Here is a 25,498-nt window from a genome sequence, read left to right on the forward strand (position 1 = left end):
CGTTGACAAACCGCGCCGGAATCAGTACTGTATAAAGGAAAGAATGCAAAATATTACCGGAAAGGAGGCTCCGCTATGAAGAGCAGCCATCGTTTCCCGCTGCGGCGGCAGATCGTGTGGGGGATGCGCTTTTTTACCATCCTTACCTCGCTGGCTGTGGGCGCGGCGCTGTTCACCCTCTCCAACCAATATGTGCGCGCCAACTCCCTGCAGGCGGCAGAGTTCAACCTGCGGCTGGTGGCTACCTCCATCGAGACCAGTCTGGACAGCGCCGATGCTCTTTTGAACTGGGCTTCCATCGACAGCACCGTGCGGCGGTACATCTCGCAGGAAAATATCAACGGCACCCAGACCATTGCCGCCTACGAAGCCATGCAGGAAAAATACTATTCCAGCACCCTGTACAGCCATATCCTCCGCTTTTTTGTTACCAATGAGAACGACCGGCATTTGCAGTTCGGCCCGCTGAACGCCTCGGCGGCGCTCAACCGCACCAGCATAAAGCAGTTTCTCACCAAGGGTTACGGGATGCAGTTCACTACCGACCCGCTGCTGCCCGGCAGTCCGGGCTGCATCGCCCTCAGCCAGCCTGTCCGCTGCGGCAAGGGCACCTTGCACCGGGGCAGCACCTACCTTGCGCTGGATACTGCCATTATCACCGACCCGGCAGCAGGTTACAGCCTGACCGACGGCAGCGCGTTGTACTGGGAGATGGGCAGCCGCCTGTGGCAGATCGAAAACGGCAGCCTGACCGAGATTGAAAACCCGCTGCGGGAGGTGGACTATACCCTGCGCACCGGCAGCAATAACGGCGTGACAGAGCAGACCGCATGGCAGGGCAAGGTGCAGCTGGACGGCCAGAAGTATTATGTAGTCAAGGTAACGCTGAACGGCCGCAGCGCGGCGCTGGTACAGCTTTTGCCCGCAAATACCTTTTTGCTGCACTACGGCGTGTACCTGTGGCTGGTCGCCCTTGGCACTGCCATCATCTGGGGACTGAGCTTTTTGATGCAGCATTGGCTGGAGCAGGTCATCACCCGCCCGGTGGAGGCGCTGCAAAAGCGCATTGAGACCGTGGGCAGCGGCAACTTTGCCCCCGACCGCACGGTGGAGTGGAACAACGAGCTGGGCGACATCGGCCGGGGCATCAACCAGCTGGCTGAAAACGTGGACAGCCTGATGACCCGCTGGGTGGAGGACGAACGTCGCAAGCAGGAGCTGGAATACCGGATGCTGCAAAACGAGGTGAACCCGCACTTTATCTACAACACCCTCAACAGCATCCGCTGGATGGCTACCATCCAGCACGCGCCCGGCATTGCCGAGATGGTCACCGCCTTTGCACGGCTGACCAAAAGCATCTCCAAAGGCACCCAGAAGCTGGTGCCTTTGCAGGAGGAGCTGGCATTGCTCAACGATTACTTTACCATCCAGCAGTACCGCTACGGCGGCGACCTGGAGATTGAGGTCTCCCGCATTGAAAGCGAGACCCTTTGCCGGGACTGCATGATTCCCCGGTTCACCTTGCAGCCGCTGGTGGAAAACGCCATCTTCCACGGGCTGGAACCCAAGGGCGGCCACGGCAGCGTGCTGCTGGATATCTCCACCGACCCGGATACCGGGGACGTATTGCTGCGCATTACCGATGACGGCGTGGGCATGCCGCCGGAGCAGGTAGCTCACCTTCTGGACGAGCCCGCCGAGGGTGCCGAAAAGGCTGAAAAGTTCCGTCATGTCGGCCTGTGGAACGTGAACCGCCGCATCCGGTATTCCTTTGGCGAGGGTTACGGCCTGACCATTGAAAGTGAAGAGGACGTGGGCACCGAGGTCACCATCCGGCTGCCCTATCAACAGAAAGGAGACACCCATGCTGCGGATATTACTGGTGGATGATGAGCCGCTGGTGCTCATCGGCCTGCAGGGGATGCTGGAATGGGAAAAGCTGGGCTATACCGTCTGCGGCACCGCCCGCAACGGAAAGCTGGCGCTGGAACTCATTGAGCGGGAGAAGCCGGATATCGTCATTGCCGACGTAAAAATGCCGGTGATGGACGGGCTTACCCTTGCCCGCACCTGCCGGGAGCGCAACGCCCTGCCCGCCTTTATCATGCTGACCAGCTTTGAAGAATTTGATTACATCAAGCAGGCCATGGGTGCCGGAGTGGTGGATTATCTGGTCAAGCTGGACCTGACCCCCGAAAACCTGCAAACCGCCCTTGCCAAGGCCGCCGAAAAGGTAAAAAAGGAGCGTGCTTTGCTGGGCGAATTGTCAGCACAGGAAAATCTTGCCGAGAGTGTGCGCAGCTATCAGGAGCGTTTTTTCGTGCGGTTGTACGCCGGGCTGTTCCCGGACGAAGCCGCATTGGAGCAGCCTTTGCAGCACATGGAGCTGAACCTTGCAAGCGACGCCTACCTTGTAGCCAGCTGCGAGATCATCGCCAACACCGCCCTTACCCCCGCCCAGCAGCTGAAGCTGAGTTTTTCCTGCGGGCGGATGCTGGAGACCACCCTGCAAAACTACCTGCCCTGCTATGTGACCGGGGCGGATGCCATGCGCTGCAATGTGCTTTTCTGCCTGACCGATGCCCAGTGCCAAAAATACCGGACGGTACTGCGCCCGCTGCTGGAACGCGCCAGCCAAATTCTATACAACTATTTCACGGTACGGCTGCTCTGGGCGGTAGGACGCCCCACCGGCTCCCTGCTGGGGCTGGCGCGCCGCTGCCGGGAAAACGCCCACCTACAGCCCCTGCTCACGGTGGAGCAGCCCATCCAGTTCGTGGAGGTCAACGAGGGCGACGCCACCGCCGGGAAGATGCAGGTGGTGGCACAGGTGCAGGAGTATGTTAAGAATCATCTTTCGGAAAAACTGACGCTGGCCGATGTGGCGGCTGTATTCAATTTTTCGCCCAACTACCTCAGCCAGCTGTTCGGCAAATACGGCGACAGCGGCTTTGTGGAGTACATCACCGAGACCCGCATCGCTGCGGCAAAAGAGATGCTGGAACAGGGCGATTTGAAAGTATACGAGATCGCTGAGAAACTGGGGTACGAGAGCGCTTTCTATTTTTCCAAGGTATTCAAAAAGGTCACGGGGCTCAGCCCGCGGGAATACCAGCAAAGTATTTAAAATCGGAGGCTTTTATGATACAGGAACAGCTTGCTCATCTGCCGGAATTTCTTCCCGATTACCGGCCCTTTCCCCCTGTCAAAGAGCACACCGCATGGCAGGGGCTGCCCCTGCGGGCAAAGCAGCGCTTTTTGCAGGCGGGGGAAGCCGCGCTGCAAACGCCCATTGCGCCCCTGCCGCTCTCGCTCTGGCTGGATTTCACCCACACTGGGCGGCGCACCCCATGGGAGACGGCTTACTTTTCCCGCCGGGCGCGGCTGTGCGCGCTGGTAAGTGCCGAGTGTGTGGAGCACAAAGGGCGCTTTCTGGATGAAATTGCCGATACCGTATGGGCGATCTGCGAGGAAAGTGCATGGCAGCTGCCCGCCCACAACAGTTATGTGCGGGACACCCCGCAGCTGCCCCTGCCGGACACCACCCGCCCCATCGTGGATTTATTTGCCGCCGAGACCGGCGCGCTTCTGGCGCTGACCCGGTACTTACTGCCCGATGAGCTGGATACTGCCGCGCCGGGCATCACGGCGAGGATGGAGCGGGAGCTGGACGCCCGCATCCTGACGCCTTATTTTACAAGCCACTTCTGGTGGATGGGCAACGGCGAAGAGCCTATGTGTAACTGGACGAGCTGGTGCACTCAGAATGTGCTGCTCACCGTTTTTCTGCTGCCCACCACCCAGCAGCAGCGAAAAGCTGCCGTCAAGCAGGCAGCCTACAGCCTCGACTGCTTTTTGAAGGACTACGGCGCGGACGGCTGCTGCAACGAGGGTGCGCAGTATTATCGCCACGCCGGACTGACCCTGTGGGGCTGTCTTGAAATTTTATCCAACGTTGCGCCGGAGGCCTTCCGCCCGCTATTCAGAGAAACAAAGATCAAAAATATCGCGGAGTACATCTGCAATGTCCATGTGGAAGGACCTTACTATCTGAACTTTGGCGATTGCAGCCCCCTGGCCGGGCGCTGCGGTGCACGGGAATACCGCTTTGGACAGGCCGTAGGCAGCGATGCTTTGCAGGCCCTTGCGGCGGCAGATTTCCGCGCCGATGCCGACCCCGACCATTTGCAGAACCCGGACGGCAGCACCCACATCAACCTGTGGTACCGGCTGACCACCGCCTTTGCCGAGCAGGAACTGATGGAATACGCCGCAGTTCCCCAGCATCGTTCTGCAGTATGGTACCCCAGTGTAGGCATTTATGTCGCACGGCAGGGCAGCTGGGTGCTGGGTGCAAAGTTTGGCTCCAACGGCGACAGCCACAACCACAACGATACCGGCAGCATTACCGTGTACAAGGACGGAAGACCGTTTCTCATCGATATCGGAGTGGAGAGCTACACCAAAAAGACCTTCAGCCCTCAGCGGTATGAGATCTGGACGATGCAGAGCGCATGGCACAACCTGCCCACCTTTGACGGCGTGCAGCAGCTGCCCGGCGCGGAATACGCTGCCCGGGAGGTGTGCACCGAGGAAAATAGCATCACCGGCGAACTGGCGGGCGCGTACCCGCCCATCCCGGGGCTTACCACCTACCGCCGCAGCGTATCTGTCAGCGAACAGGGCATCACCCTGCGGGACGAAACAGACTATCCCGGCACAGTAGACCTGACCCTGCTCACCGAGAAGCAACCCGTCCCCACTGCGGACGGCTTTGCGGTGGGCACACTGGGCGGCATCCGCTTTGACCCGGACGCCGCAACGGCTGCTGTTACGGCGGTGCCTATCACCGACCCGCGCCTGCGCACCGCATGGCCGGAAACGATCTATAAGATCACCCTGCATTTCCAAAAAATGCTGAAGCTCGAACTGTACTAAGGAGAACTGCCATGGAAACCATCAAGCTGAAAATTCTGGACGAAGCCGGCCACACCCTGATGACCTGTGACGCTGACACCGCCGTATCCCTTGTTTACACCAACTGCTACAAGCCCGGCGACCGGGTGGCGCTGGAGATCGACCATCCCGGGCAGTACTGCGTCATCCAGTTCGAGGACACCATGCCCGAAGCCCTTGTGTATGTGGTCAAGCGGGAGATCAACTTCCACATTCCCTTCGGGGAGCAGGCCATCACCTACTCGCCCAAGAGCTTTGCGGGCAGCCGTCACGTTATCCGGGCACGGCTGGCACTGCCGGAAGAGATTGCCGCCCGGCGGAATCTGGCCTTCAACTGCTATGACGAGCATGGCGACACCGGTTTTTATCCCCACGCCAGCGCCAACGTAGAAACGCGCGGCGAGGCGGTGTTTGCCGCCCGCAACGCCATCGACGGCATTTTTGAGAACAGCGCCCACGGCGAGTATCCCTACCAGAGCTGGGGCATCAACCGCGACCCGAACGCAGCCCTGACGCTGGATTTTGGCCGGGAAGTACTGCTGGATGAGCTGCGCATCACCGAGCGGGCAGATTTCCCACACGACAACTACTGGGTAAAGGCCACGGTGGAATTTTCTGATGGCAGCCAGCTGGACATCCCGCTGGTGAAAAGCGCCAAACCCCAGAGCGTGGCCTTTGAGCCCAAGCGGGTGCGCAGCCTTGTGCTGAAGGATCTGATTCAGGCCGAGGGGACTTCCCCCTTCCCGGCGCTGACCCAAATCGAAGCCTTTGGCACCGAGGTGAAGTAAAATGAGCATCTACAATGCCCTTTATGGGCGGGACGGCCACGGCGTAGGCCCAAACGAGCCGGAGAAAAAAGGCTTTGCACGCTTTTGCCAGATGGTCGGCCGCGACCTCGGCCAGCTGCTGGGCACGAACCTGATGGTCTGCGTGCTCTGCCTGCCTGCCGCACTGGGGGTCTCGCTGGGCGTGACCCTGCTCTCCCTGCCGCTGACGGTGGTGTGCAGTGCGGTCACCGGTCTGCTGACCGGCCCTGCCATGGTGCTGCTGGCAGACTGCGCTCTGCGCAGCTTGCAGAACGACCCCTCCCAGTGGCTGCCCCGGGCAAAGCAGACCCTAGCCGCCCATTGGAAAGCCGCCTGCGGCTTTGGCTGCATTGGCACGCTGGTGCTGGGGCTGCTGTGCTTTGTATCGGCCTTTGTGTTTGAAGCCGCCGCGCAGCAGGGGTATTACCCCGGGCTTGCCATTCTCGTTTTTCTGGCGCTGGATTTTCTGGTGCTGGCGGTTCTGGCTACGCTTTGCGCTGCCGTTCTGCCGCTGCAACTGCCCGCCCCGGACAGCTTGCTGCGCCGGGCGGGCAGGCTGCTGGCTGTCGCCCCGGCGCGCTGCGTCCTGGCAGGCGTTCTCATGCTGGCGGGCATCGGCGGCATGATCTTGCTGTTCCCGGTCAGCGTGTTCTGGGCGGTGCTGTTCGGCTTCTGGCTGCCGGGGCTGGCAGCGATGCAGACCCTGTTCCCGGTTTTGCGGCAGGAATACGGCGTAGAGGTGCGCAGCATCCCGCGCCCGGCAGCGCCGGATAAGCCCCTGACCGCACAGGAGCAGAAAAAGCGCTCCCGCGCCAACTGGTGGTATTACAACTGGGGCATCGTGGCGGTGGCGGCAATGGTCATTGTGGGCGTAGCGTATGTGGCGCACGGCCTGCTGACTACCGTAGACCCGGACTACACCGTGGCGGTAGTCACGGCGGAGGCCCTGCCGGACGAGGCCGTGCAGCGCCTGCAGACTGCGCTGGCAGACTATGCGGAGGACGCCAACGGCGACGGGACTGTGGTGGTGCAGGTGAACAACTACACATGGAGCGCCGATGCCGCCCTGACCGACATGAACGGTCAGATGGCCGGTGCCACCCAGATGAACACCGACCTTGCCAACGGCGAGAGCAAAATCTGGATCTTGGATGACCCGGAGGGCTTCGAACAGGCCTATGGGGCACTGAGCGAAAAGCTGGGCGCGGAATGGCAGACAAAGCTTATCCCGTGGCGCAGCCAGCCCGCCCTTTCCGGGCTGGAACTGGGCAGCTACAACACTGCCGCCGATGGCAGCCAGACTGTTGATATCCAGAGCCGCTTTGCCGGGTACAGCGTGGCAGTGTTTGATGCTTCAGATGCGTTGTGGCAGGCGCTCAATTCGTAAACAGAAACGACCGTCCGTTCTCTTTTTGTTTATGTGGTATTCTATACACAGAAAAATAGACGGAGGCATACCGCCATGAATCCCCATACCACGCTGAATCTTGCCAAGATTGCTCTGTGCGCGGTGGAAACCGTACTGAGGAATACTTCGCCCGATGCAGAGGACTATCCCCCAGCCAGTTGAATAAAATAACAACGCTGCAAGTGCTTATCGTCAGGCTGTTACAGATGCAGCAGCATAAAACGGACATCTCTTCAATAAAAAAGTCAAGTAGACTTCAATTTGAGCCAAATAGTAAGACTTCTTATGCTTTACCGTCATAAATTTTTCAAAATCATCTTGACGCACCTTGCGAAACATGATATTCTCTGTCACAAATCTCACTGATTTTGTGGATTGGTTTGAAACCATCCACAAGATGTGGTCGTGTTCATTTTGAACACAGCCACAGAAAGTGGTTGGTTATCACCGTGAGACCCACCACTTCCGTGAGGAAAAGTCCACGAAGAATTTACCGCCCCGCAACACACCCGATTCATTTTGCCGCCGATTCACCCGACAAAATCCATCGCTGCGCTGCATGGGCGGTATTTTTCTTTTTCACAAATAAAATCTTATGTAGTTGTTCAATCTTCCAAAATTTGTTTTTTGTTGTTGACTGTACAACTGTAAAGTGTTATTCTTGCGCTTGAAAGAAGCAGAACGTAGTGTCCGCACTGCGCTCAGCTTTCTTCATATTGTACCTTGAATCTTGCATAAGCCGTCTGAACGTGATACCGTGCCATGACCTCACACCTTCCGTGAGCGAGCCGGACAACGCCGCTGCACAAACAGAGGCAGGAACTTCGTTCGGAGCAAACGGTGACTCCCTTACATGAGCAGCACCACCTCTACTTATTTTTTGCGCCTTAACAATTCGGAAACAATTACCCGGAAACGATTTTGAGCGCAGCGGTAGAGGGCAAGAACCGTCCCGTGGCCACAAATTTTCAATTCTTGAAAATCTTGTGCTCCACCGGGACTTCACATCTGCAACTCTTGCGAGTTTTGATGTGATCTTGTTGGGGCGTGCCTGCCCCAAACCCTGCTCATATTCGCACCTTTCGGTGCGAAAGAACGGCGTGTCGTGCTTACATAGCTCCACCGAGGAGCCAGCAAGACGACAGGAGGTTCAATGAACAAAACGAATGTCAAAGCGAATCCCAGCACGACCCACCGCCACGACACGCCGAACAACAAAACGCACATCATCAAGTTCCGTGTGACGGAAACTGAAAAGATGGAACTCCAATGCACAGCAAAACTCCTTCATCTCTCCCTGTCCACCCTCATCCGCCGTGCGCTGCACAATGCGAAGATCGAGCGCACCGTTGTCGTTGCCGGCGGCGGAGAAGAAACCCTCGCTGCCGTTTCTACTCTGCTTGCCCAGTGCAGCAGGGTGGGCGGCAACCTGAACCAACTCGCACGACACTTCAACTCCGGCGGAGCCGACACCGAACAGCTCCGGGCGAAACTTCTGGACGAACTTGCAGACCTGACCACCTTCCGGCTCAACGCCGAGAAAGTTCTGGGTGAACTGTATGGCAACGCTGAAGCATATCGCCTCTAAAAACTCGGACTACTCCGCTGCCGAAACCTATCTGGTTTACCAGCACGATGAATTTTCCGGCAAGAAGATTCTGGACGAACAGGGCAGACCCAAGCTGCGGGAATCGTACATTCTGGATACCCTTGAATGCGGCGAAGCCTCGTTTGCAACGGCCTGTCTGCTGGCAAATCGGAAGTACGACAAGAACAACAACCCGGATGATATCAAGAGCCACCAGTATATCATCAGCTTCGACCCACGGGATGCAGTCGAAAATGGACTGACGATGGAAAAGGCACAGGCCCTCGGCCTGAACTTCTGTAAAGAGAACTTTCCCGGCCATCCTGCTATCGTCTGCACCCACCCGGACGGACACAACCATTCGGGAAATATCCATGTCCACATCGTGATCGGTAGCGTCCGGACACAAGAAGTGGAGCGCAAGCCCTATATGCAGAAGCCCCGTGACTGGCGTGAGGGCATGAAGCATTCCAGCACAGCCCAGACCATGCGGCACTTGCGTGTCGCGGTCATGGAAATGTGTCAGGATGCCAAGCTGTACCAGATCGACCTGCTCAGCTCGAAAAAGCGTGTGAGTGAGCGCGAGTACTGGATGAAACGGCGCGGTCAGATGAAACTCGACCGTGAAAACGCAGCCCTGCTTGCCGCCGGACAGCAGCCCACACAAACGGAGTTTGAAACCGCAAAGGAGACTTTGCGGAAACAGATCTCGGATGTGCTGGACAATGCAGTGAGCTTTGAAGATTTCTCGGACAGGCTCTTGCAGCGGTACGGCATCACGGTCAAGGAAAGCCGTGGGCGGCTCAGCTACCTGCCAGCCGGAAGAAAGAAGTTTATCCGGGCACACAGCCTCGGTGACAAGTTTGAGAAAGAACTCGTGCTTGCCACCTTGAAAGAAAATGCCAAGAGCCAGCCCATTATCCTCCACAGCAATCTTGAGGAAGAACCCGACCGAATCAAGAAGCTGGTGGACATTCAGGCGAAGCTGAAGCAGGGCAAGGGCATCGGCTATGAGCGTTGGGCGAAGAAGCACAACCTCAAAGCCATGGCGCAGACCTTGATTCTTTTGCAGGAGAAAGGTCTGCTCAACGAGGACGCACTCAACCAGAGAATCGCAGAGCTTGACACCAAGTTCCATGAATCGCTGGCCGTAGTGAAAGACCTCGAAACCCGCATGGCAGACAATCAGAAGCTGCGCAGCCACGCTGCTGACTACAAGCAGTACCGACCGCTTGCACAGAAGCTGAAAACTGTCAAACACCCAGCAGTCTTTGAAGAACAGCATCGTGCAGAGCTGACAGCATACCGGACAGCAGCAGCCTATCTCAAGGCAAACAACATCACCAGCCTGTCCAGTCCGAACAAGCTGGAAGCGGAATACTGCGCTCTTGCTTCTGAAAAGGCCCAGTTCTATGAGCAGTACAGGGAAGCCAAGTCTGAACTGCTCAAGCTGAAAGATGCAAAACAGAATGTTGCCCTGTTCTTCCGGGAGGAAAAGCAGACGCAACATCATGAGAGAGAAGGAGTGTGCGTATGATCAATCTGAAAATCGACCCGGAGTTCCAGAATCAGATCCCACCGCTGACGGACGATGAGTACAAGCAGCTTGAAGAAAATATCCTCAAGGAAGGCAAGCTTCTCTCTCCTTTGATCGTTTGGAACAACACCCTTGTTGACGGACACAACCGTTATGCCATCCTCCAGAAGCACCCGGAGATTTGCTTTTCCACCATGCCGCTCCGATTTGAAAGCAGAGAAGAAGTCCTCGCATGGATCTGCAAGAATCAGTTGGGGCGGCGTAACCTCACCCCGGAGCAGAAGCTGTTCCTCATCGGGAAGCAATATGAAGCGGAAAAATCCTCTCATGGCGAAGCCCGCAAAGAATCGCATGATGAAAATGGCCGATTTCACCGGAGTTCTCAAACTGATAACTCCGGTGAAGCCATGAAAACCTGCGAACGAATCGCAGAGGAAAATGGTGTAAGCAAGGCAACTGTACTTCGCGCATCGAAGTACATGAAAGGTGTTGAAATTGCTGAATCCCTGATTCCCGGTATGCGGGAGAAGATTCTGAACAAACAGGTAAAAGTCAGCAAGGCTGATATGCACCGCCTTGCACGAGCCAACTATGATGCCCGCGCACAGACCTTGCAGGAAATCCTGCACCCGGAACTGAAAGTTGAACCGAAACCGGATGCCGATGGCATCATCCGGGAACCGGGAAAGGCACCTGTATTGCCGTTTCAGAAAATCGAATCGGTTTACGACAGCGATGCTTACCCGGAAGAAGTGCGGCATGATTATGTCGCACTGGAACACGTTACAACACGTTTCCGCACAGAGTTTGACTATCTTCTGAGAACTATGCCAGACACAGCACAGCGAGAAGTCATTCTCGAAATCATCCACAAGCACAAGGAGTACCTTGCTTCGCTGGAATCTGCGCTCGCAGAGGATGAGCAGACAGCATAACAACAGGCACATTGTATGCTGTCAACAGAAATCCAAAGGAGTGTGCGTTTGAACAAAAAGAAAAAGTCCACAAATATTTCCCCTTACCCCGATGAAGCCATCGAACGACTGGCACGGGCATTCTATCCGGCGATCCTTGCCTGCTGGAACAGCGAGGAAGGTCAACGGGAATTTGCTGCATGGCAGGCGGAACAGGCTCATATCGCAACCAAAGAAAAACAGGAAGTTCCCGTCGGGGAACTCCCTGCCTTACTTATCGTGTGTGGATTTTTGCAGGGTGCGTCCGGCAGGGCGCACCCTGTTTTTGCGTTCAGTCCTCTAATCCGTGACTTCCAGCCGCATTTCTCAGATACTCCTCTGGCTCACCGTTCAAAATTAGCTCTGCATACGCCAGCGGGTCATTGTAGATGAGGTAGTCCAGTTCAGACCTCTGCGCCATGGTAACATCCAGTGCATCCTCGACACCGGTGCAGTTGATGGAAATTTTGCGCCCATCCCGGAGCAGCAGCTCCACACAGCCGGTGCCCATGTTAAACTGACAGGCTCTTGCATCGTACTTCATAATCTTGCGTCCCTTCTGCCTTACGGCACTCTTACTGTTGTGACCTTCGTGATACGGTCTTTCTTCTGATAAGGTTTTGGACACACAGCCGTAAGGGAAGAGCCATTGTTCTCGTTTCCGAAGAAAACAAAAAATCCGAGCCCTTCTCCTATCGAGAAAAGGTTCGGATTTTCATGGTTTGGTGCGAGTAGTGATACAGCATTTTTCGAAAACCATCGTAGTACAATTTGTTTTTGAGGCCGTCGGATAGCAACTTGCTTGTGTCGCACCCCGATGGGTAGCTGTATTGAAAAAACAGTTGCCTTTTATATACCACACAACCTAAAAATTATCAAGTACGCGCAGCGTTCACTTCTCCCATCACCGGGAGCAAATGGACGCTGCTTTTTTTGTTTGCAACGAAAGGAGGTATCCGTGAAATGGCAGTATTTCGGGTAGAAAAGAACAGCGGCTATACGGTCATGTCGAACCATCACCTGCGGAACCGGGCCTTGTCCCTGAAAGCCAAAGGCTTACTCTCCCAAATGCTCTCCCTGCCGGAAGATTGGGACTACACCCTGCAAGGGCTGGCCCGTATCAACCGGGAAAGCATCGACGCGATACGGCAGGCCATCCGGGAACTGGAACAGGCGGGCTACATCCAGCGTTCCAGAGAACGGGACGAGAAAGGGCGGCTGCGTGGTGCAGACTATGTGATTTTCGAGCTGCCGCAGCCCGTTCCTGCATCGGTTTCACCTACATTGGAAAATCCAACGTTGGAGAATCCCACGCAGGAAAACCCTACGTTGGAAAATCCAATGCAATTAAATAAAGATAAACTAATTACAGAAAAACAAAAGAAAGAGGGATTAAATACCGATTCCATTCCTATCCATTCCCCAAACCCCTTGCCTTTGGACGAGGACGAGACAGCGGCATCGCTGCCGGAACGGACAGGAAGCCGAAAGGAAGCGGCCTATCAAATCTACCGGGATCTGATTTTGGAGAACATCGAGTATGACACCCTCACCCAGAATCCCCGGATAGACCGGGAACAGCTGGACGAGATCGTGGACATCCTGCTGGAAACGGTCTGCACCAACCGCAAGTCCATCCGGGTTGCCGGGGACGATTACCCGGCAGAGTTGGTCAAGGCCAAGTTCCTGAAACTGGACAGCCATCACATCGAGTTCGTCATGGACTGCTTGCGAGATAACACCACCAAAGTCCGCAACATCAAGCAATACCTGCGGGCCATGCTTTTTAATGCGCCCAGCACCATCAACAGCTACTATGCGTCCCTTGTGGCGCACGATATGGCGCAGCCCGATTGGGGCCGCCCGCCCAACAACTGACCGAAAGGAGCGTCCACCCATGAGAACCCTTTACCTGCGGCGGCTGGTGGTTCCACCCTAGCTGCCGCTCTGAATTTTCTGCAACAAGGAGGGATTCATATTGCAGGAAGAAGTCACCCAGAAAACCATTGCCCTGTCCATGAAAACAGGCAAACTCACCGCCCAAGCGTTGCAAGCTGCGCTGAAAAAATATTTGCAACACCGGGCCAAGGGGCCAAAGCTGCACCACGGCAAGCAAAGCCTGAAACAGCTGAAAGCCCACGGCGCAGCCCTGACCAACATTGAAGTCACGGAGGCGAACGTCGGGGCGTTTAAGCCCTGTGCCAAGAAGTACGGTGTGGACTTCACCTTGCGCAAGGACAAGACCACCCAGCCGCCCCACTACATCGTGATCTTCAAGGCCAAGGATGCGGACAATCTGGAACAGGCGTTCCGGGAGTTCACGGCCAAAACGCTCACCAAGGAGCAGCGGCCCTCTATCCGCAAGGTGCTGGCAGCAGCCAAGCAGAAAGCCGCCCAGCAGCCGAAACGCGCCAAAGAAAAAATCAAGCAAAGGGGGCTGGAACGATGAAGCCTGAACTAAAAAAGCTGCTGGTGCTGAATCTGCCGTATCTGCTGTTCGTGTACCTGTTCGCCAAATGCGGGCAGGCGTACCGTCTGGCTGCGGGCGCGGATGCTTCGGCCAAGCTGCTGCACCTAACGAGCGGCATCTCCGCCGCCTTTGCAAACCCGCTACCCAGCCTGCATCCGTTTGACCTGTGCGTGGGCGTTGCCGGGGCGGTGGCTGTCCGGCTCATCGTGTACAGCAAAGGCAAGAACGCCAAGAAATACCGCAAGGGTGAAGAATACGGCTCTGCCCGATGGGGCACCGCCAAAGACATTGCCCCGTACATCGACCCCAAGTTTGAAAACAACATCCTGCTGACCCAGACCGAACGCCTGACCATGACCGGGCGGCCCAAAGACCCCAAAACAGCCCGGAACAAAAATGTGCTTGTGATCGGCGGCTCCGGCAGCGGCAAGACCCGCTTCTATGTGAAGCCCAACCTCATGCAATGTTTCCCCACTTCCGATTATCCCACCTCATTCGTGGTCACAGACCCAAAAGGCACACTGGTTCTGGAAACGGGCCAAATGTTCCAGCGGGCAGGCTACCGGGTGAAAATCCTGAACACGATAAACTTTTCCAAGTCCATGAAGTACAACCCCTTTGTTTGCATCCACTCGGAAAAGGACGTGCTGAAGCTGGTAAATACGCTTATTGCCAACACCAAAGGCGAGGGTGAAAAATCAGCAGAAGATTTTTGGGTGAAGTCGGAACGGCTGTTCTACACCGCGCTTATCGGCTACATCTGGTACGAGGCCCCGGCAGAGGAAATGAACTTCACCACCCTGCTGGAAATGATAAATGCCAGTGAAGCCCGCGAGGATGACCCGGACTTCCAAAGCCCGGTGGACCTCATGTTTGAACGGCTGGAACAGAAAGACCCGAACCACTTTGCTGTCCGACAGTACAAAAAGTTTTTGCTGTCGGCGGGCAAGACCCGTTCCTCCATCCTGATAAGCTGCGGTGCCCGTTTAGCCCCGTTTGACATCCGGGAAGTGCGGGAACTGATGGAGGACGATGAAATGGAGCTGGACACCATTGGAGATGAAAAGACCGTACTGTTCCTGATTATGAGTGACACGGACACCACCTTCAACTTCATTCTCGCCATGCTCCAAAGCCAGCTTATCAACCTGCTGTGTGACCGTGCGGATGATAAATACGGTGGTCGGCTGCCCGTCCATGTACGGCTGATTCTGGACGAGTTCGCCAACATCGGGCAGATTCCCAACTTCGACAAGTTGATTGCCACCATCCGCAGCCGGGAAATCTCGGCATCCATCATCTTGCAGAGCCAGTCGCAGCTGAAAGCTATCTACAAGGATGCGGCCGAAATCATTTCGGACAACTGCGATTCTGTTCTCTTTTTGAGTGGGCGGGGCAAGAATGCCAAAGAGATCTCCGATGCGCTGGGGAAAGAAACCATCGACAGTTTCAACACCAGCGAGAACCGGGGCTCTCAAACCTCCCACGGACTGAACTATCAAAAATTAGGAAAGGCGTTGATGTCAGAGGACGAAATCGCAATCATGGACGGCGGCAAATGTATTTTGCAGCTGCGGGGCGTGAGGCCGTTCTTCTCGGAGAAGTTCGACATCACCAAGCACCCGCACTACAAATACCTTGCGGACGCGGACAAGAAAAACACCTTTGATGTGGACAGGTTCTTATCCACCCTGCGCCGGAAACGGCAGCAGGTAGTCGCACAGGACGAAAGCTTTGACCTGTATGAAATCGACCTGTCGGATGAAGATGCAGCCGCCGAATGAGGCGGCATTTTTTGAAAAAATTTTTGAGTGCCGCAGAACAAGCGGCAGAAAGTGAGGACCTTATGGAATTTTTCAACAGCGCAGTCGATACTTTGCAGACGATCGTGGTCGGTCTGGGCGGTGCCCTGTGTGTCTGGGGCGGCATCAACCTGTTGGAGGGCTATGGACAGGATAACCCCGGCAGCAAGAGCCAGGGCGTCAAGCAGCTGGTCGCGGGCGGCGGCGTTGCCCTGATCGGCGTAACCCTTGTCCCGCTGCTGTCCGGGCTGCTGGGCTAAGCCCTGCGTCGCTGCCCACAATTTTCCGAACAACGAATACTTAAAATCCTACTCCGCGCTCTCCCTCTCACATGGGAGGGCGCGGGAAAGGAGGTATCTTTGCTTGATTAGTGAGATCATCGAGAAATGGATAAAAGGCATTTTGATAGATGGCATCACGGGCAACCTCTCCGGCCTATTCGATAACGTGAACGCCAAGGTGGGCGAAATCGCTTCGGATGTCGGCTCTACCCCGCAGGCGTGGAACAGCGGCATTTTCAATATGCTGCGCAGTCTTTCCGAAACGGTGGTGCTGCCCATTGCAGCGGCTATCCTTGCCCTTGTGATGTGCCATGAGCTTATCCAGATGATTACCGAAAAGAACAATATGCACGACTTCGACACCTCCATGTTCTTCCGCTGGATTTTCAAGTCTGCATTTGCCATCCTCATTGTCAGCAATACATGGAATATCGTCATGGGCGTGTTCGATGCCACCCAGAGCGTTGTCAACCAAAGTTCCGGCGTTATCATCGGTGAAACATCCATCCACTTTGACCGCCTGATACCCGGACTGGAATTTCAGCTGGAAAGCATGACCATTGGCAGTCTGCTCAGCCTGTGGTTCCAGACCCTTGTGGTGGGCCTGACCATGAACATCCTGTCTATCTGTATTTTCCTTGTGACCTACGGCCGCATGATCGAGATTTATGTTGTGACCGCACTGGGGCCTATCCCGCTGGCGACCATGGGCAGCAGCGAGTGGCGCAGCACCGGGCAGAACTACTTGAAGTCTTTGCTGGCACTGGGTTTCCAAGCGTTCCTGATTATGATTGTCGTGGGCATTTACGCGGTGCTGATACGCAACATTTCGGGCGCTGCGGACATTGCCGGGGCCATCTGGGGCTGCATGGGCTATACCGTTCTGCTCTGCTTCTGTCTGTTCAAGACCGGCAGCATCAGCAAGTCGGTGTTCGGTGCCCATTGAGAAAGGAGCGTTTGAATGGCGTATGTGACCGTTCCCAAAGATTTGACCCATGTAAAATCCAAAGTCTTATTCGGGCTGACCAAGCGGCAGCTGGTCTGCTTCGGCGGTGCGCTCCTCACGGGCGGGCCGCTTTATTTTTTGGCCCGGAACTATCTTTCCAACAGTGCAGCGGCCCTGCTGATGATTTTTGCCATGATGCCGGGGCTGCTGTTCGCTCTGTTCGAGCGGCACGGCCAGCCCCTTGAAGTAGTGATTCAGCAAATGATTCAGTGCTGCTTTATCCGTCCCAAGGAAAGGCCCTATCAGACCAACAATGCTTACGCCGCCCTTGTGCGGCAATACCAAATGGAACAGGAGGTAAAGGCCATTGTCCAGAAAAACGATACCCCGCGAAACCGAAAAGCCCAAAAAGCTCACCCGCGCCCAGAAAAAAGAAATTGATGCCGTTATCCGCAAGTACAAGGGTGACGGCAAGCCCCGCACGGCACAGGCCACCATCCCGTATGAGGCCATCTACCCGGACGGTGTGTGCCGCATTGACCGACGCACATTCTCCAAGTGCATTGCCTTTGAGGACATCAGTTATCAGCTGGCCCAGCCGGAAACAAGAACCGCCATCTTTGAACACCTGTGCGACCTGTACAACTATGTGGATGCTTCCATCCATGTGCAGCTTTCGTTTTTGAATCGCAAGGTTGACCCGGTGCAGTACGCAAAAAGTTTTGAGATCGCACCGCAGGGGGATGATTTTGACGACATCCGCGCCGAGTACACCGCCATCCTGCAAAAGCAGCTTGCCAGCGGCAACAACGGCATTGTGAAAACCAAGTACCTGACGTTCACCATCGAGGCCGACAGCCTGAAAACGGCGCGGGCACGGCTGACCCGCATTGGCCTTGATCTGCTGGGCTACTTCAAGACCATGGGCTGCGTGGCACACGTCATGGATGGGCAGGAGCGTTTGGAGGTGCTGCACGGCATCTTCCACCCGGACGGCGAACCGTTCCGCTTTGACTGGGACTGGCTGGCACCCTCCGGCCTGTCTACCAAGGATTTTGTGGCCCCGTCCTCCCTCTGCTTCGGCACGGCCAAGACTTTTGGACTGGGCGGCAAATATGGAGCTGTGAGCTTTTTACAAATCCTTGCGCCGGAACTTTCGGATGAAATGCTGGCCGATTTTCTCAAAACGGAAAGCGGCATTCTCGTCAATCTCCATGTGCAGGCCATCGACCAGACCGAGGCCATCAAAACCATCAAGCGGAAGATCACAGACCTTGATGCTATGAAGATTCAGGAGCAGAAAAAAGCTGTTCGTTCCGGGTACGACATGGATATCCTCCCCAGCGACCTTGCCACCTACGGCGAGGATGCCAAAAAGCTGCTGAACAAATTGCAGACCCGGAACGAACGGCTTTTCATGCTGACTTTTTTAGTTCTGAACGTGGCCGATACCAAGCAGAAGTTGGGCAACGATGTGTTCCAAGCGGCGGGCGTGGCGCAGAAGTACAACTGCTCTCTTGTCCGGCTGGACTACCAGCAGGAACAGGGCCTTGTGTCCAGCCTTCCGCTGGGTATCAACCAGATAAAGATTCAGCGCAGCCTTACCACCTCCAACGTGGCGGTGTTCGTGCCCTTTGTCACGCAGGAGCTTTTCCAGAGCGGTGCGGCCATGTACTACGGCATCAACGCAAAATCCCACAACATGATCATGCTGGACCGCAAGCAGGCCCGGTGTCCCAACGGCCTAAAGCTGGGCACGCCCGGCAGCGGCAAATCCATGAGCTGCAAGTCCGAAATCGTCAGTGTATTTTTAACGACCGCTGACGATATTTTTATTTCAGACCCAGAGGCCGAGTATTATCCGCTGGTCAAGCGGCTGCATGGGCAGGTCATCAAACTTTCGCCCACCAGCAAGGACTATGTGAATCCTCTGGACATCAACCTGAACTATTCCGAAGAAGATAGCCCGCTGGCCTTGAAGTCGGATTTTGTGCTGTCGTTCTGTGAGCTGGTTATGGGCGGCAAAACAGGTCTGGAAGCGATTGAACGCACCGTGATAGACCGTGCTGTGAAAGCCATCTACCGCCCCTATCTGGCGAATCCCTGCCCGGAGAATATGCCGATTTTGTCTGACCTTCACCAAGCCCTGCTCGACCAGCACTTGCCGGAAGCGGACCGGGTGGCGCAGGCATTGGACTTGTATGTGTCCGGCTCGCTGAATGTTTTTAATCACAAAACGAATGTAGACATCCACAACCGACTTGTGGCCTTTGACATCAAAGAGTTAGGCAAGCAGTTAAAAAAATTGGGGATGCTCATTATCCAAGACCAGATATGGGGCCGCGTCACCCAGAACCGCAGCCAAGGCCGGGCCACATGGTATTTTGCAGACGAGTTCCACCTTTTGCTGAAAGAGGAACAGACCGCCGCGTACAGTGCCGAGATTTGGAAGCGCTTCCGCAAATGGGGCGGCGTGCCCACAGGTGCCACCCAAAATGTGAAGGACCTTCTTTCTTCCCCGGAGATTGAGAACATTCTGGAAAACAGCGACTTCATCACGCTGCTGAATCAGGCATCCGGCGACCGCAAAATCCTTTCGGAACGGCTGAACCTCTCCGCAGACCAGCAGAAGTACATCGACAATTCGGAACCGGGCGAAGGACTGCTGATTTTTGAAAACGTGGTGCTTCCGTTTTCCAACCCCATCCCGAAAAACACACAGCTCTATAAGATCATGACCACCCGGCTCAGCGAGGTGGTGGAGCTATGAGCTTAACACATTTCAGCTTGTTTTCCGGCATCGGCGGCATCGACCTTGCCGCGGAAGCAGCGGGTTTCACCTCTGTCTGTCAATGCGAGTGGGCGGCATTTCCCGCCGCTGTGCTGGCAAGCCACTGGCCGGAAGTGCCCCGTTTTCAGGACATCACCACTGTAACAAAGGAGGCTTTCTTTGAAAAAACAGGACTTCGCACCGTCACCCTCATTTCAGGTGGCTTCCCGTGCCAGCCGTTCTCCACCGCAGGGCGGCAGCGCGGCTTCCACGATGAACGCTACCTGTGGCCCGAAATGCTGCGGGTCATCCGGGAATTGCAGCCCCGTTGGGTGCTTGGAGAAAATGTTGCTGGCTTCCTCCGTATGGGGCTCGACAAAACGCTCATTGACTTGGAGCAGGCAGGTTACGATGTTCGGGTTTTCGTATTACCTGCTGCTGCCGTTGGCGCGTGGCACGAACGGAAACGGGTATTCATCATCGGCTCCGCTGCTTCCCACACCCCTTGCCAGCGACACCGGGGATGTGGGCAAGGGGTTGGACATCCAAATCTCTGCGAACGGCAGCTATCGCAAGATGAACAAGGATGGCAAAGCATGGACGGCGCGGCTCTCTCATGTGGTCTACCGCATGACCCCAACCACGCTGGAAAGGCCCTACCTCAACCCGGACTGGGTAGAGTGGCTGATGGGTTTCCCGCGCAAATGGACGGACATTCCCTTTGGGCCGAAGAACCCGCCGACATCCCGCGCCTGACCGAAGAGGTGCCGAACCGCAGCAAGCGGATGAAAACACTGGGCAATGCAGTTTCGCCGCCGCAGGTGTTCCCGATTCTCAAATACATTGCGGACATTGAAACGGGCCGCTGTCCGATGGGAGGTGAAGAACCTTGAAAGAATTGCAGGCAAAAGCCAAAGTCACCCAGACCATGACCCGTGACGGTCTGGTGGTAGAAAATCAGGCGGACGGTACTGTGGAGAATGTTTCCTGCCGGGAAGCGGAACAGGATTATTCCACGGATGCCGAGGGCAAGGCCGAAAAAATTCTGGAACGGGCCGAGGACATCAAGGACGGGCATAAAAATAAAAAGAAAGCGAAAAAGGCAGCAGAAACAGCGGCCACCGCCAAAAGTGAAGATGGTCTGCACCGTTCCGCTGCCCGTTTGGAATTGACCGAGGACGAACGGGCAGACCCGGAGTTGCAGCCGTACATCCACAAGGCGGAAGCAAAGGCCGACAAGCTGGATGCGGCCCGCGCCGCTCTGCCGAAGAAGCGTGTCCCGGTCAAGGAAAAAGTTTACGATGCAGCCAGCGGCAAGGCAAAATCCACCCTGCGGTTTGAGCAGCAGGACAAAGGCCCGCCCAGCCTGAAACCAAACCCGGCCAGCCGCCTGCTGTCGGAAGCATTGCTGTTCGCTCACGGAAAAATCCACGAGGTCGAACACGAAAATGTGGGCGTGGAGGGCGGCCACAAAGGTGAAGAACTGGTGGAGCGTCAGACCGCCAAAGCCATCCGCAGCGGCATCCGGCACCACAAGATGAAGCCCTACAAGGCCGTGGAAAAGGCAGAGCGTCAGCTCATGTCTGCCAATGCAGAATACTTTTACCAGAAATCTTTGCGGGACAATCCGCAGATCGCGCAGTCCGCCAGCAATCCCATTTCCCGGATGTGGCAGAAACAGCGTATCAAGCAACAGTACGCCAAAGCTGCACGGCAGGCCGGACAAGCCGCCGCACAGGGTGCAGCCACTACCGCAGAAAATGGTTTCCGGGTAACAAAGTTTGCAGCCGAGAGCGGCGAACGGGTGGCCGAATTTGCTGCCCAGAACTGGAAAACCATTCTGATCGTGGCGGTGTTCGGTCTGCTGGCTCTGCTCTTGATAACGGGCTTGCAGTCCTGCACGGTGATGGCGGGCACCGCTGGGACCGGCGTGACGGCATCTTCTTATTTTTCCAAGGACAAGGATATGCTGGGTGCAGAGAAGGCTTATGCCAAGCTGGAACAAAAGCTGCAACGGTATCTCGACACCTACGAGGCCACCCACAACTATGACGAGTATCATTTTTATCTGGATGAAATCGAGCATGACCCCTATGTGCTGATCTCGATTTTGTCCGCGCTGCATGACGGCGTGTTCACACTGGCCGAGGTGCAGGGCGAACTTGAAATGCTCTTTGAAAAGCAATACATCCTGACCGAGACCGTGACCATGCAGATACGCTACCGTACAAAAATGATGGTCATTATTGGCCCGTATGGTGTGCCGCAAGTTATCACTTACCAAGAACCGTATGAATACTACATCTGCACGGTCAAGCTGAAGAACAAGGATTTATCCCACCTGCCCGTGGAAGTACTGACCGAAGAACAGCTTAGTGCCTATTCCCTCTATATGCGCACGCTGGGCAACCGGCCGGATTTGTTTGGCAAAGCGCAGTACCCCAATGCGTCCACCATCAAGCAGCCCACCTACTACGATATTCCCCCGGAAGCACTAAAGGATGATAGGTTTGCCGCCATGATGGAGGAAGCCACGAAGTACATCGGCTACCCGTATGTGTGGGGCGGCAGTTCGCCCAGCACCAGCTTTGATTGCAGCGGCTACATTTCGTGGGTGCTGAATCACTCCGGCTGGAACGTGGGCCGCCAGACCGCACAGGGCCTTTACAACCTCTGTACTCCTGTTTCGACGGCGCAGGTCAAACCGGGCGACCTTGTGTTTTTCAAGGGAACCTACGATACCCCCGGCGTGAGCCATTGCGGTATCTATGTAGGCAATTCCATCATGCTGCACTGCGGCGACCCTATCTCTTACACAAACCTCAACTCAAAATATTGGCAGGAACATTTTTACAGCTATGGGCGTTTACCGTGACGCCAGAAAGGATTTTGTATGGCAAAAAGACTTTCCCGCATTGAGCGCGATATTGAACGGCTCAAAGAAAAAATCAGCGAATACCAGCAGCAGTTGAAAGAACTGGAAGCTGAAAAGACCGAACAGGAAAATTTGCAGATCATTCAGCTGGTGCGCAGCATGAACATGAAGCCGGACGAGTTCGCGGCCTTCCTGCGCAGCGGTGCGCTGAATGCTGCACCCACTGTCACCCCGTACCACAAACAGGAGGATGCCGCCGATGAAACCTGACAACTGGAACCGCTTCGCTGCCGGACTGCTGGCTATCCTGCTCTGCCTCTGCTCATTTTCCATGCCCGCTTTTGCAAGCGGCTCTGACCCTGCCCCGGAACCACTGCCGGAAATCACCGAAGAAGAACCCACCACGGGCGGCATGGAGCCGGAGGGCGTGTCCATCACGCCCAAGGGCAACGCAACACTGGTGGATGATTTTTACGGCGACAAGCAGCTTATCACTGTGACCACCAAGGCCGGGAATTATTTTTACATCCTCATTGACCGTGCCAACGAGGACAAGGAAACGTCCGTTCACTTCCTGAACCAAGTGGACGATGCCGACTTGCTGGCTCTGCTGGATGAAGAACCGCAGGCCGCCGAAGTCTGTACCTGCACTGTGAAATGTGAGGCCGGGAACGTCAACGAAAACTGCCCCTTGTGTGAAAAGAGCCTGCGGAACTGCACGGCCCCGGAAGCGGCGAAAACCGACACTGAAACGCCGCAGGAAAAACCCAAGTCCAGCATGGGCAGTCTGATGATCTTGCTGGTGCTGGCTCTGGCGGGCGGCGGTGCGGCACTCTATTATTTCAAGTTCCGCAAGCCCAAGGCCGATACCACCGGGCACGATGATCTGGACGAGTACGATTTTGGCGAGGACGAGGATGCAGACGAGGAACCGGCTGAAATCGAGATTCATTCGGAGGACGGACAGGAGGATGAAACATGAGTTTTCAGCTGGTGATTGCCGAAAAGCCCAGTGTAGCCCGCAGCATCGCCGCCGTGATCGGGGCCACTGAAAAGCAAAACGGCTATTGGCAGGGCGGTGGGTATCTGGTCAGCTGGTGCATCGGGCATCTGGTGTCCTTTGCCGAGGCTGGCCAGTACGACGAAAAATACTGCAAATGGCGGTATGAGGATTTGCCCATCCTGCCCCAGCCGTGGCAGTTCATTGTCCCGGACGAGAAGAAACAGCAGTTTGAAGTTCTGCGTGCCCTGCTCAACCGCCCGGATGTGGACAGTGTGACTGCCGCAACCGACGCAGGCCGGGAGGGAGAACTGATCATCCGCTTTGTCTACCAAATGGCCGGCTGCACGAAACCCGTAAAGCGGCTCTGGATTTCCAGCATGGAGGATGCCGCTATTCGGGAGGGCTTTGCAAACCTGCGCCCGGATTCGGATTATGATGCTCTGTATCAATCGGCCCTCTGCCGTGCAAAGGCGGATTGGCTGGTGGGTATCAATGCAACGCGACTGTTTTCGGTGCTGTATCACAAAACCCTGACGGTAGGCCGGGTGCAGACCCCGACACTGAAAATGCTGGTGGACCGGGATGCAAAAATTCTGCGCTTCCAAAAAGAAAAGTATTACACGGTCGGCATCCAGTCCGGCAGCTTGAAAGCGGACAGTGGGCGCATTGCGGATGCAGAAACCGCAAATTCTCTCAAAGAAAAATGCACAGGCACAACTACCGTTTGTACTTCTGTCAAACGGGAGAAAAAGACAGAACAGCCGCCCAAGCTCTATGACCTGACCACCTTGCAGCGGGAGGCAAACCGCTTGTTCGGATTTACGGCAAAGCAGACCCTTGATTATGCCCAGCAGCTTTACGAAAAGAAACTGCTGACCTATCCCCGCACCGACAGCCAATATCTGACCGAGGATATGGGCCAGACAGCACAACATCTTGTGTCTGACCTGCTGGGGCTGCTGCCCTTTGCCCAAGGACTTGACTTGACCCCGGAAGTGGGCCGGATTCTGAACAGCAAAAAGGTATCGGACCACCACGCCATCATTCCCACTGCTGAATTTGTAAAACAGGGCTTCGCTGGTCTTGCCGAGAGTGAATGCAAGCTGATGAACCTTGTCTGCTCCAAACTGCTCTGCGCGATAGCCGCGCCCCATGAGTACGAAACCGTGACTGCGGTGTTCTCCTGCGCCGGGAACGAGTTCACCGCCAAGGGAAAGACGGTGCTTGTCCCCGGTTGGAAAGAAATCGACCAACGGTTCCGCTCCACCATGAAAGCAGACGGCGAAGAAGAAGCGGAAAGCCTGAACACCCTGCCAGAACTGGCCGAGGGGCAGAGTTTCCGCGTAACTTCTACCGTATCGGAACACTTCACATCCCCGCCGAAAGCCTACACCGAAGATACGCTCCTATCAGCAATGGAGCGGGCCGGGGCCGAGGATATGCCGGAGGAAGTGGAACGCAAGGGGCTGGGCACACCCGCCACCCGCGCCGCGATTCTGGAAAAATTGGTGCAAATGGGCTTTGTGCAGCGCAAGGGCAAACAGCTTGTCCCCACCAAGGACGGCATCAATCTGGCGGTGGTTCTGCCGGAAAGCCTGACCTCTCCCGCTCTGACTGCCGAATGGGAAAACCGCCTAACCGAGATTGCCAAGGGCAATGCAAACGCGGACGAGTTCATGGCCGAAATTGAAGCGCAGGTGCGCCAGCTGGTCAAGACCTATTCTTGTATCAGTGCAGATAAGCAAAACCTGTTCCAGTCGGAACGGGTTATTATCGGCAAGTGTCCCCGGTGCAGTGAAAACGTCTATGAGGGCAAGAAAAACTTCTACTGCGGGAATCGTAGCTGTCAGTTCGTGATGTGGAAGAATGACCGCTTCTTTGAGCAGCGCAAAAAGGCGTTCACCCCGATGATCGCCGCTGCTCTGCTCAAAAACGGTAAGGCAAAGGTTAAGGGTCTCTATTCCGAAAAGACAGGCAAAACCTATGATGCAACGGTGCTTCTGGCAGATACGGGAGGCAAGTACGTCAATTACCGGGTAGAGCGCAAAGAGTAAGGCAAAAATACGAGGGCCGGTTATGGTAAGGTGAAGCATTCATTTT

21 protein-coding genes are annotated in these 25,498 nt (G+C 55.7%); 20 read left to right on the top strand and 1 reads right to left on the bottom strand.

Going from position 1 to position 25,498, the window contains the following annotated elements; translation table 11 throughout:
• Window positions 1–75 precede the first annotated feature (75 nt).
• From J3348_RS04605 to J3348_RS04640, 8 genes are all read left to right on the top strand, one after another.
• The gene (locus J3348_RS04605; RefSeq protein ID WP_207698424.1) at window positions 76–1,893 is read left to right on the top strand and encodes a sensor histidine kinase; all 1,818 of its coding nucleotides are present in this window, start codon (window positions 76–78) and stop codon (window positions 1,891–1,893) included.
• Entirely contained in the window at window positions 1,868–3,130 is a 1,263-nt protein-coding gene (locus J3348_RS04610) for a response regulator (protein ID WP_015565852.1), read from the top strand. Before J3348_RS04605 ends, J3348_RS04610 begins: the two co-directional genes overlap by 26 nt.
• Window positions 3,131–3,144: 14 nt before the next feature.
• A complete protein-coding gene (locus J3348_RS04615) occupies window positions 3,145–4,941 on the top strand; it encodes a heparinase II/III family protein (RefSeq protein ID WP_207698425.1) in 1,797 nt (598 codons plus the stop codon).
• An 11-nt stretch (window positions 4,942–4,952) separates the two neighbouring features.
• The gene (locus J3348_RS04620) at window positions 4,953–5,747 is read left to right on the top strand and encodes a hypothetical protein (protein WP_015565850.1); all 795 of its coding nucleotides are present in this window, start codon (window positions 4,953–4,955) and stop codon (window positions 5,745–5,747) included.
• Window position 5,748: 1 nt separating this feature from the next.
• Entirely contained in the window at window positions 5,749–7,152 is a 1,404-nt protein-coding gene (locus J3348_RS04625) for a hypothetical protein (RefSeq protein ID WP_015565849.1), read from the top strand.
• A 1,174-nt stretch (window positions 7,153–8,326) separates the two neighbouring features.
• Window positions 8,327–8,761, top strand: a complete 435-nt coding sequence (locus J3348_RS04630; protein ID WP_097779154.1) for a plasmid mobilization relaxosome protein MobC — start codon at window positions 8,327–8,329, stop codon at window positions 8,759–8,761.
• A complete protein-coding gene (locus J3348_RS04635; protein WP_207698426.1) occupies window positions 8,733–10,298 on the top strand; it encodes a relaxase/mobilization nuclease domain-containing protein in 1,566 nt (521 codons plus the stop codon). Before J3348_RS04630 ends, J3348_RS04635 begins: the two co-directional genes overlap by 29 nt.
• Window positions 10,295–11,233 carry a hypothetical protein gene (locus J3348_RS04640; RefSeq protein WP_005922692.1) on the top strand — a complete coding sequence of 313 codons (939 nt, stop codon included), beginning with the start codon at window positions 10,295–10,297 and terminating at the stop codon, window positions 11,231–11,233. The genes J3348_RS04635 and J3348_RS04640 overlap by 4 nt, the downstream gene beginning before the upstream one ends.
• Window positions 11,234–11,543: 310 nt before the next feature.
• Here J3348_RS04640 and J3348_RS04645 read toward each other — a convergent pair whose 3' ends face one another.
• Window positions 11,544–11,795: a DUF6061 family protein gene (locus tag J3348_RS04645; RefSeq protein WP_005922694.1), complete on the bottom strand. Its 252-nt coding sequence runs from the start codon at window positions 11,793–11,795 to the stop codon at window positions 11,544–11,546.
• A gap of 419 nt (window positions 11,796–12,214) precedes the next feature.
• On the opposite strand from J3348_RS04645, the gene J3348_RS04650 reads away from it, so the two are divergent.
• The 12 genes from J3348_RS04650 (at window position 12,215) to J3348_RS04705 (ending at window position 25,452) form a co-directional block, all read left to right on the top strand.
• Window positions 12,215–13,129, top strand: coding sequence for a DUF6017 domain-containing protein (locus tag J3348_RS04650; protein ID WP_207698427.1), 915 nt, complete (start codon window positions 12,215–12,217; stop codon window positions 13,127–13,129).
• Window positions 13,130–13,229: 100 nt separating this feature from the next.
• Window positions 13,230–13,700 carry a PcfB family protein gene (locus J3348_RS04655; RefSeq protein WP_207698428.1) on the top strand — a complete coding sequence of 157 codons (471 nt, stop codon included), beginning with the start codon at window positions 13,230–13,232 and terminating at the stop codon, window positions 13,698–13,700.
• Window positions 13,697–15,505 carry a VirD4-like conjugal transfer protein, CD1115 family gene (locus J3348_RS04660; protein ID WP_207698429.1) on the top strand — a complete coding sequence of 603 codons (1,809 nt, stop codon included), beginning with the start codon at window positions 13,697–13,699 and terminating at the stop codon, window positions 15,503–15,505. Before J3348_RS04655 ends, J3348_RS04660 begins: the two co-directional genes overlap by 4 nt.
• 62 nt (window positions 15,506–15,567) lie before the next feature.
• The gene (locus J3348_RS04665) at window positions 15,568–15,783 is read left to right on the top strand and encodes a Maff2 family mobile element protein (RefSeq protein ID WP_005922889.1); all 216 of its coding nucleotides are present in this window, start codon (window positions 15,568–15,570) and stop codon (window positions 15,781–15,783) included.
• Window positions 15,784–15,886: 103 nt separating this feature from the next.
• Entirely contained in the window at window positions 15,887–16,750 is an 864-nt protein-coding gene (locus tag J3348_RS04670) for a VirB6/TrbL-like conjugal transfer protein, CD1112 family (RefSeq protein ID WP_005927770.1), read from the top strand.
• 15 nt (window positions 16,751–16,765) lie between these two features.
• Complete coding sequence (locus J3348_RS04675) at window positions 16,766–17,191, top strand: PrgI family protein (RefSeq protein ID WP_207698430.1); 426 nt, start codon at window positions 16,766–16,768, stop codon at window positions 17,189–17,191.
• Window positions 17,118–19,520 carry a VirB4-like conjugal transfer ATPase, CD1110 family gene (locus J3348_RS04680; RefSeq protein WP_207698431.1) on the top strand — a complete coding sequence of 801 codons (2,403 nt, stop codon included), beginning with the start codon at window positions 17,118–17,120 and terminating at the stop codon, window positions 19,518–19,520. The genes J3348_RS04675 and J3348_RS04680 overlap by 74 nt, the downstream gene beginning before the upstream one ends.
• Window positions 19,517–20,413, top strand: coding sequence for a DNA (cytosine-5-)-methyltransferase (dcm, locus tag J3348_RS04685; RefSeq protein WP_207698432.1), 897 nt, complete (start codon window positions 19,517–19,519; stop codon window positions 20,411–20,413). Before J3348_RS04680 ends, dcm begins: the two co-directional genes overlap by 4 nt.
• Complete coding sequence (locus tag J3348_RS04690) at window positions 20,410–22,395, top strand: C40 family peptidase (RefSeq protein ID WP_207698433.1); 1,986 nt, start codon at window positions 20,410–20,412, stop codon at window positions 22,393–22,395. Before dcm ends, J3348_RS04690 begins: the two co-directional genes overlap by 4 nt.
• Window positions 22,396–22,413: 18 nt before the next feature.
• A complete protein-coding gene (locus J3348_RS04695) occupies window positions 22,414–22,665 on the top strand; it encodes a DUF4315 family protein (RefSeq protein WP_097769763.1) in 252 nt (83 codons plus the stop codon).
• On the top strand, window positions 22,655–23,377 hold the full coding sequence (locus tag J3348_RS04700) for a DUF4366 domain-containing protein (protein ID WP_207698434.1): 723 nt from the start codon (window positions 22,655–22,657) through the stop codon (window positions 23,375–23,377). Before J3348_RS04695 ends, J3348_RS04700 begins: the two co-directional genes overlap by 11 nt.
• A complete protein-coding gene (locus tag J3348_RS04705) occupies window positions 23,374–25,452 on the top strand; it encodes a DNA topoisomerase 3 (RefSeq protein ID WP_207698435.1) in 2,079 nt (692 codons plus the stop codon). The genes J3348_RS04700 and J3348_RS04705 overlap by 4 nt, the downstream gene beginning before the upstream one ends.
• Window positions 25,453–25,498 lie beyond the last annotated feature (46 nt).

Origin of the sequence: Faecalibacterium sp. Marseille-Q4896 (assembly GCF_017377615.1) — a bacterium.
GTDB lineage: Bacteria > Bacillota > Clostridia > Oscillospirales > Ruminococcaceae > Faecalibacterium > Faecalibacterium taiwanense.

What these genes read in the sequence shown, in the direction of transcription:
- J3348_RS04705 (WP_207698435.1), top strand. Translation starts at nt 23,374, where the DNA reads ATGAGTTTTCAGCTGGTGATTGCCGAAAAGCCCAGTGTAGCCCGCAGC.
- J3348_RS04635 (WP_207698426.1), top strand. Translation starts at nt 8,733, where the DNA reads ATGGCAACGCTGAAGCATATCGCCTCTAAAAACTCGGACTACTCCGCT.
- J3348_RS04695 (WP_097769763.1), top strand. Translation starts at nt 22,414, where the DNA reads ATGGCAAAAAGACTTTCCCGCATTGAGCGCGATATTGAACGGCTCAAA.
- J3348_RS04700 (WP_207698434.1), top strand. Translation starts at nt 22,655, where the DNA reads ATGAAACCTGACAACTGGAACCGCTTCGCTGCCGGACTGCTGGCTATC.
- J3348_RS04610 (WP_015565852.1), top strand. Translation starts at nt 1,868, where the DNA reads ATGCTGCGGATATTACTGGTGGATGATGAGCCGCTGGTGCTCATCGGC.
- J3348_RS04615 (WP_207698425.1), top strand. Translation starts at nt 3,145, where the DNA reads ATGATACAGGAACAGCTTGCTCATCTGCCGGAATTTCTTCCCGATTAC.
- J3348_RS04640 (WP_005922692.1), top strand. Translation starts at nt 10,295, where the DNA reads ATGATCAATCTGAAAATCGACCCGGAGTTCCAGAATCAGATCCCACCG.
- J3348_RS04630 (WP_097779154.1), top strand. Translation starts at nt 8,327, where the DNA reads ATGAACAAAACGAATGTCAAAGCGAATCCCAGCACGACCCACCGCCAC.
- J3348_RS04620 (WP_015565850.1), top strand. Translation starts at nt 4,953, where the DNA reads ATGGAAACCATCAAGCTGAAAATTCTGGACGAAGCCGGCCACACCCTG.
- J3348_RS04650 (WP_207698427.1), top strand. Translation starts at nt 12,215, where the DNA reads ATGGCAGTATTTCGGGTAGAAAAGAACAGCGGCTATACGGTCATGTCG.
- J3348_RS04660 (WP_207698429.1), top strand. Translation starts at nt 13,697, where the DNA reads ATGAAGCCTGAACTAAAAAAGCTGCTGGTGCTGAATCTGCCGTATCTG.
- J3348_RS04605 (WP_207698424.1), top strand. Translation starts at nt 76, where the DNA reads ATGAAGAGCAGCCATCGTTTCCCGCTGCGGCGGCAGATCGTGTGGGGG.
- J3348_RS04625 (WP_015565849.1), top strand. Translation starts at nt 5,749, where the DNA reads ATGAGCATCTACAATGCCCTTTATGGGCGGGACGGCCACGGCGTAGGC.
- J3348_RS04645 (WP_005922694.1), bottom strand. Translation starts at nt 11,795, where the DNA reads ATGAAGTACGATGCAAGAGCCTGTCAGTTTAACATGGGCACCGGCTGT.
- J3348_RS04665 (WP_005922889.1), top strand. Translation starts at nt 15,568, where the DNA reads ATGGAATTTTTCAACAGCGCAGTCGATACTTTGCAGACGATCGTGGTC.
- dcm (WP_207698432.1), top strand. Translation starts at nt 19,517, where the DNA reads ATGAGCTTAACACATTTCAGCTTGTTTTCCGGCATCGGCGGCATCGAC.
- J3348_RS04675 (WP_207698430.1), top strand. Translation starts at nt 16,766, where the DNA reads ATGGCGTATGTGACCGTTCCCAAAGATTTGACCCATGTAAAATCCAAA.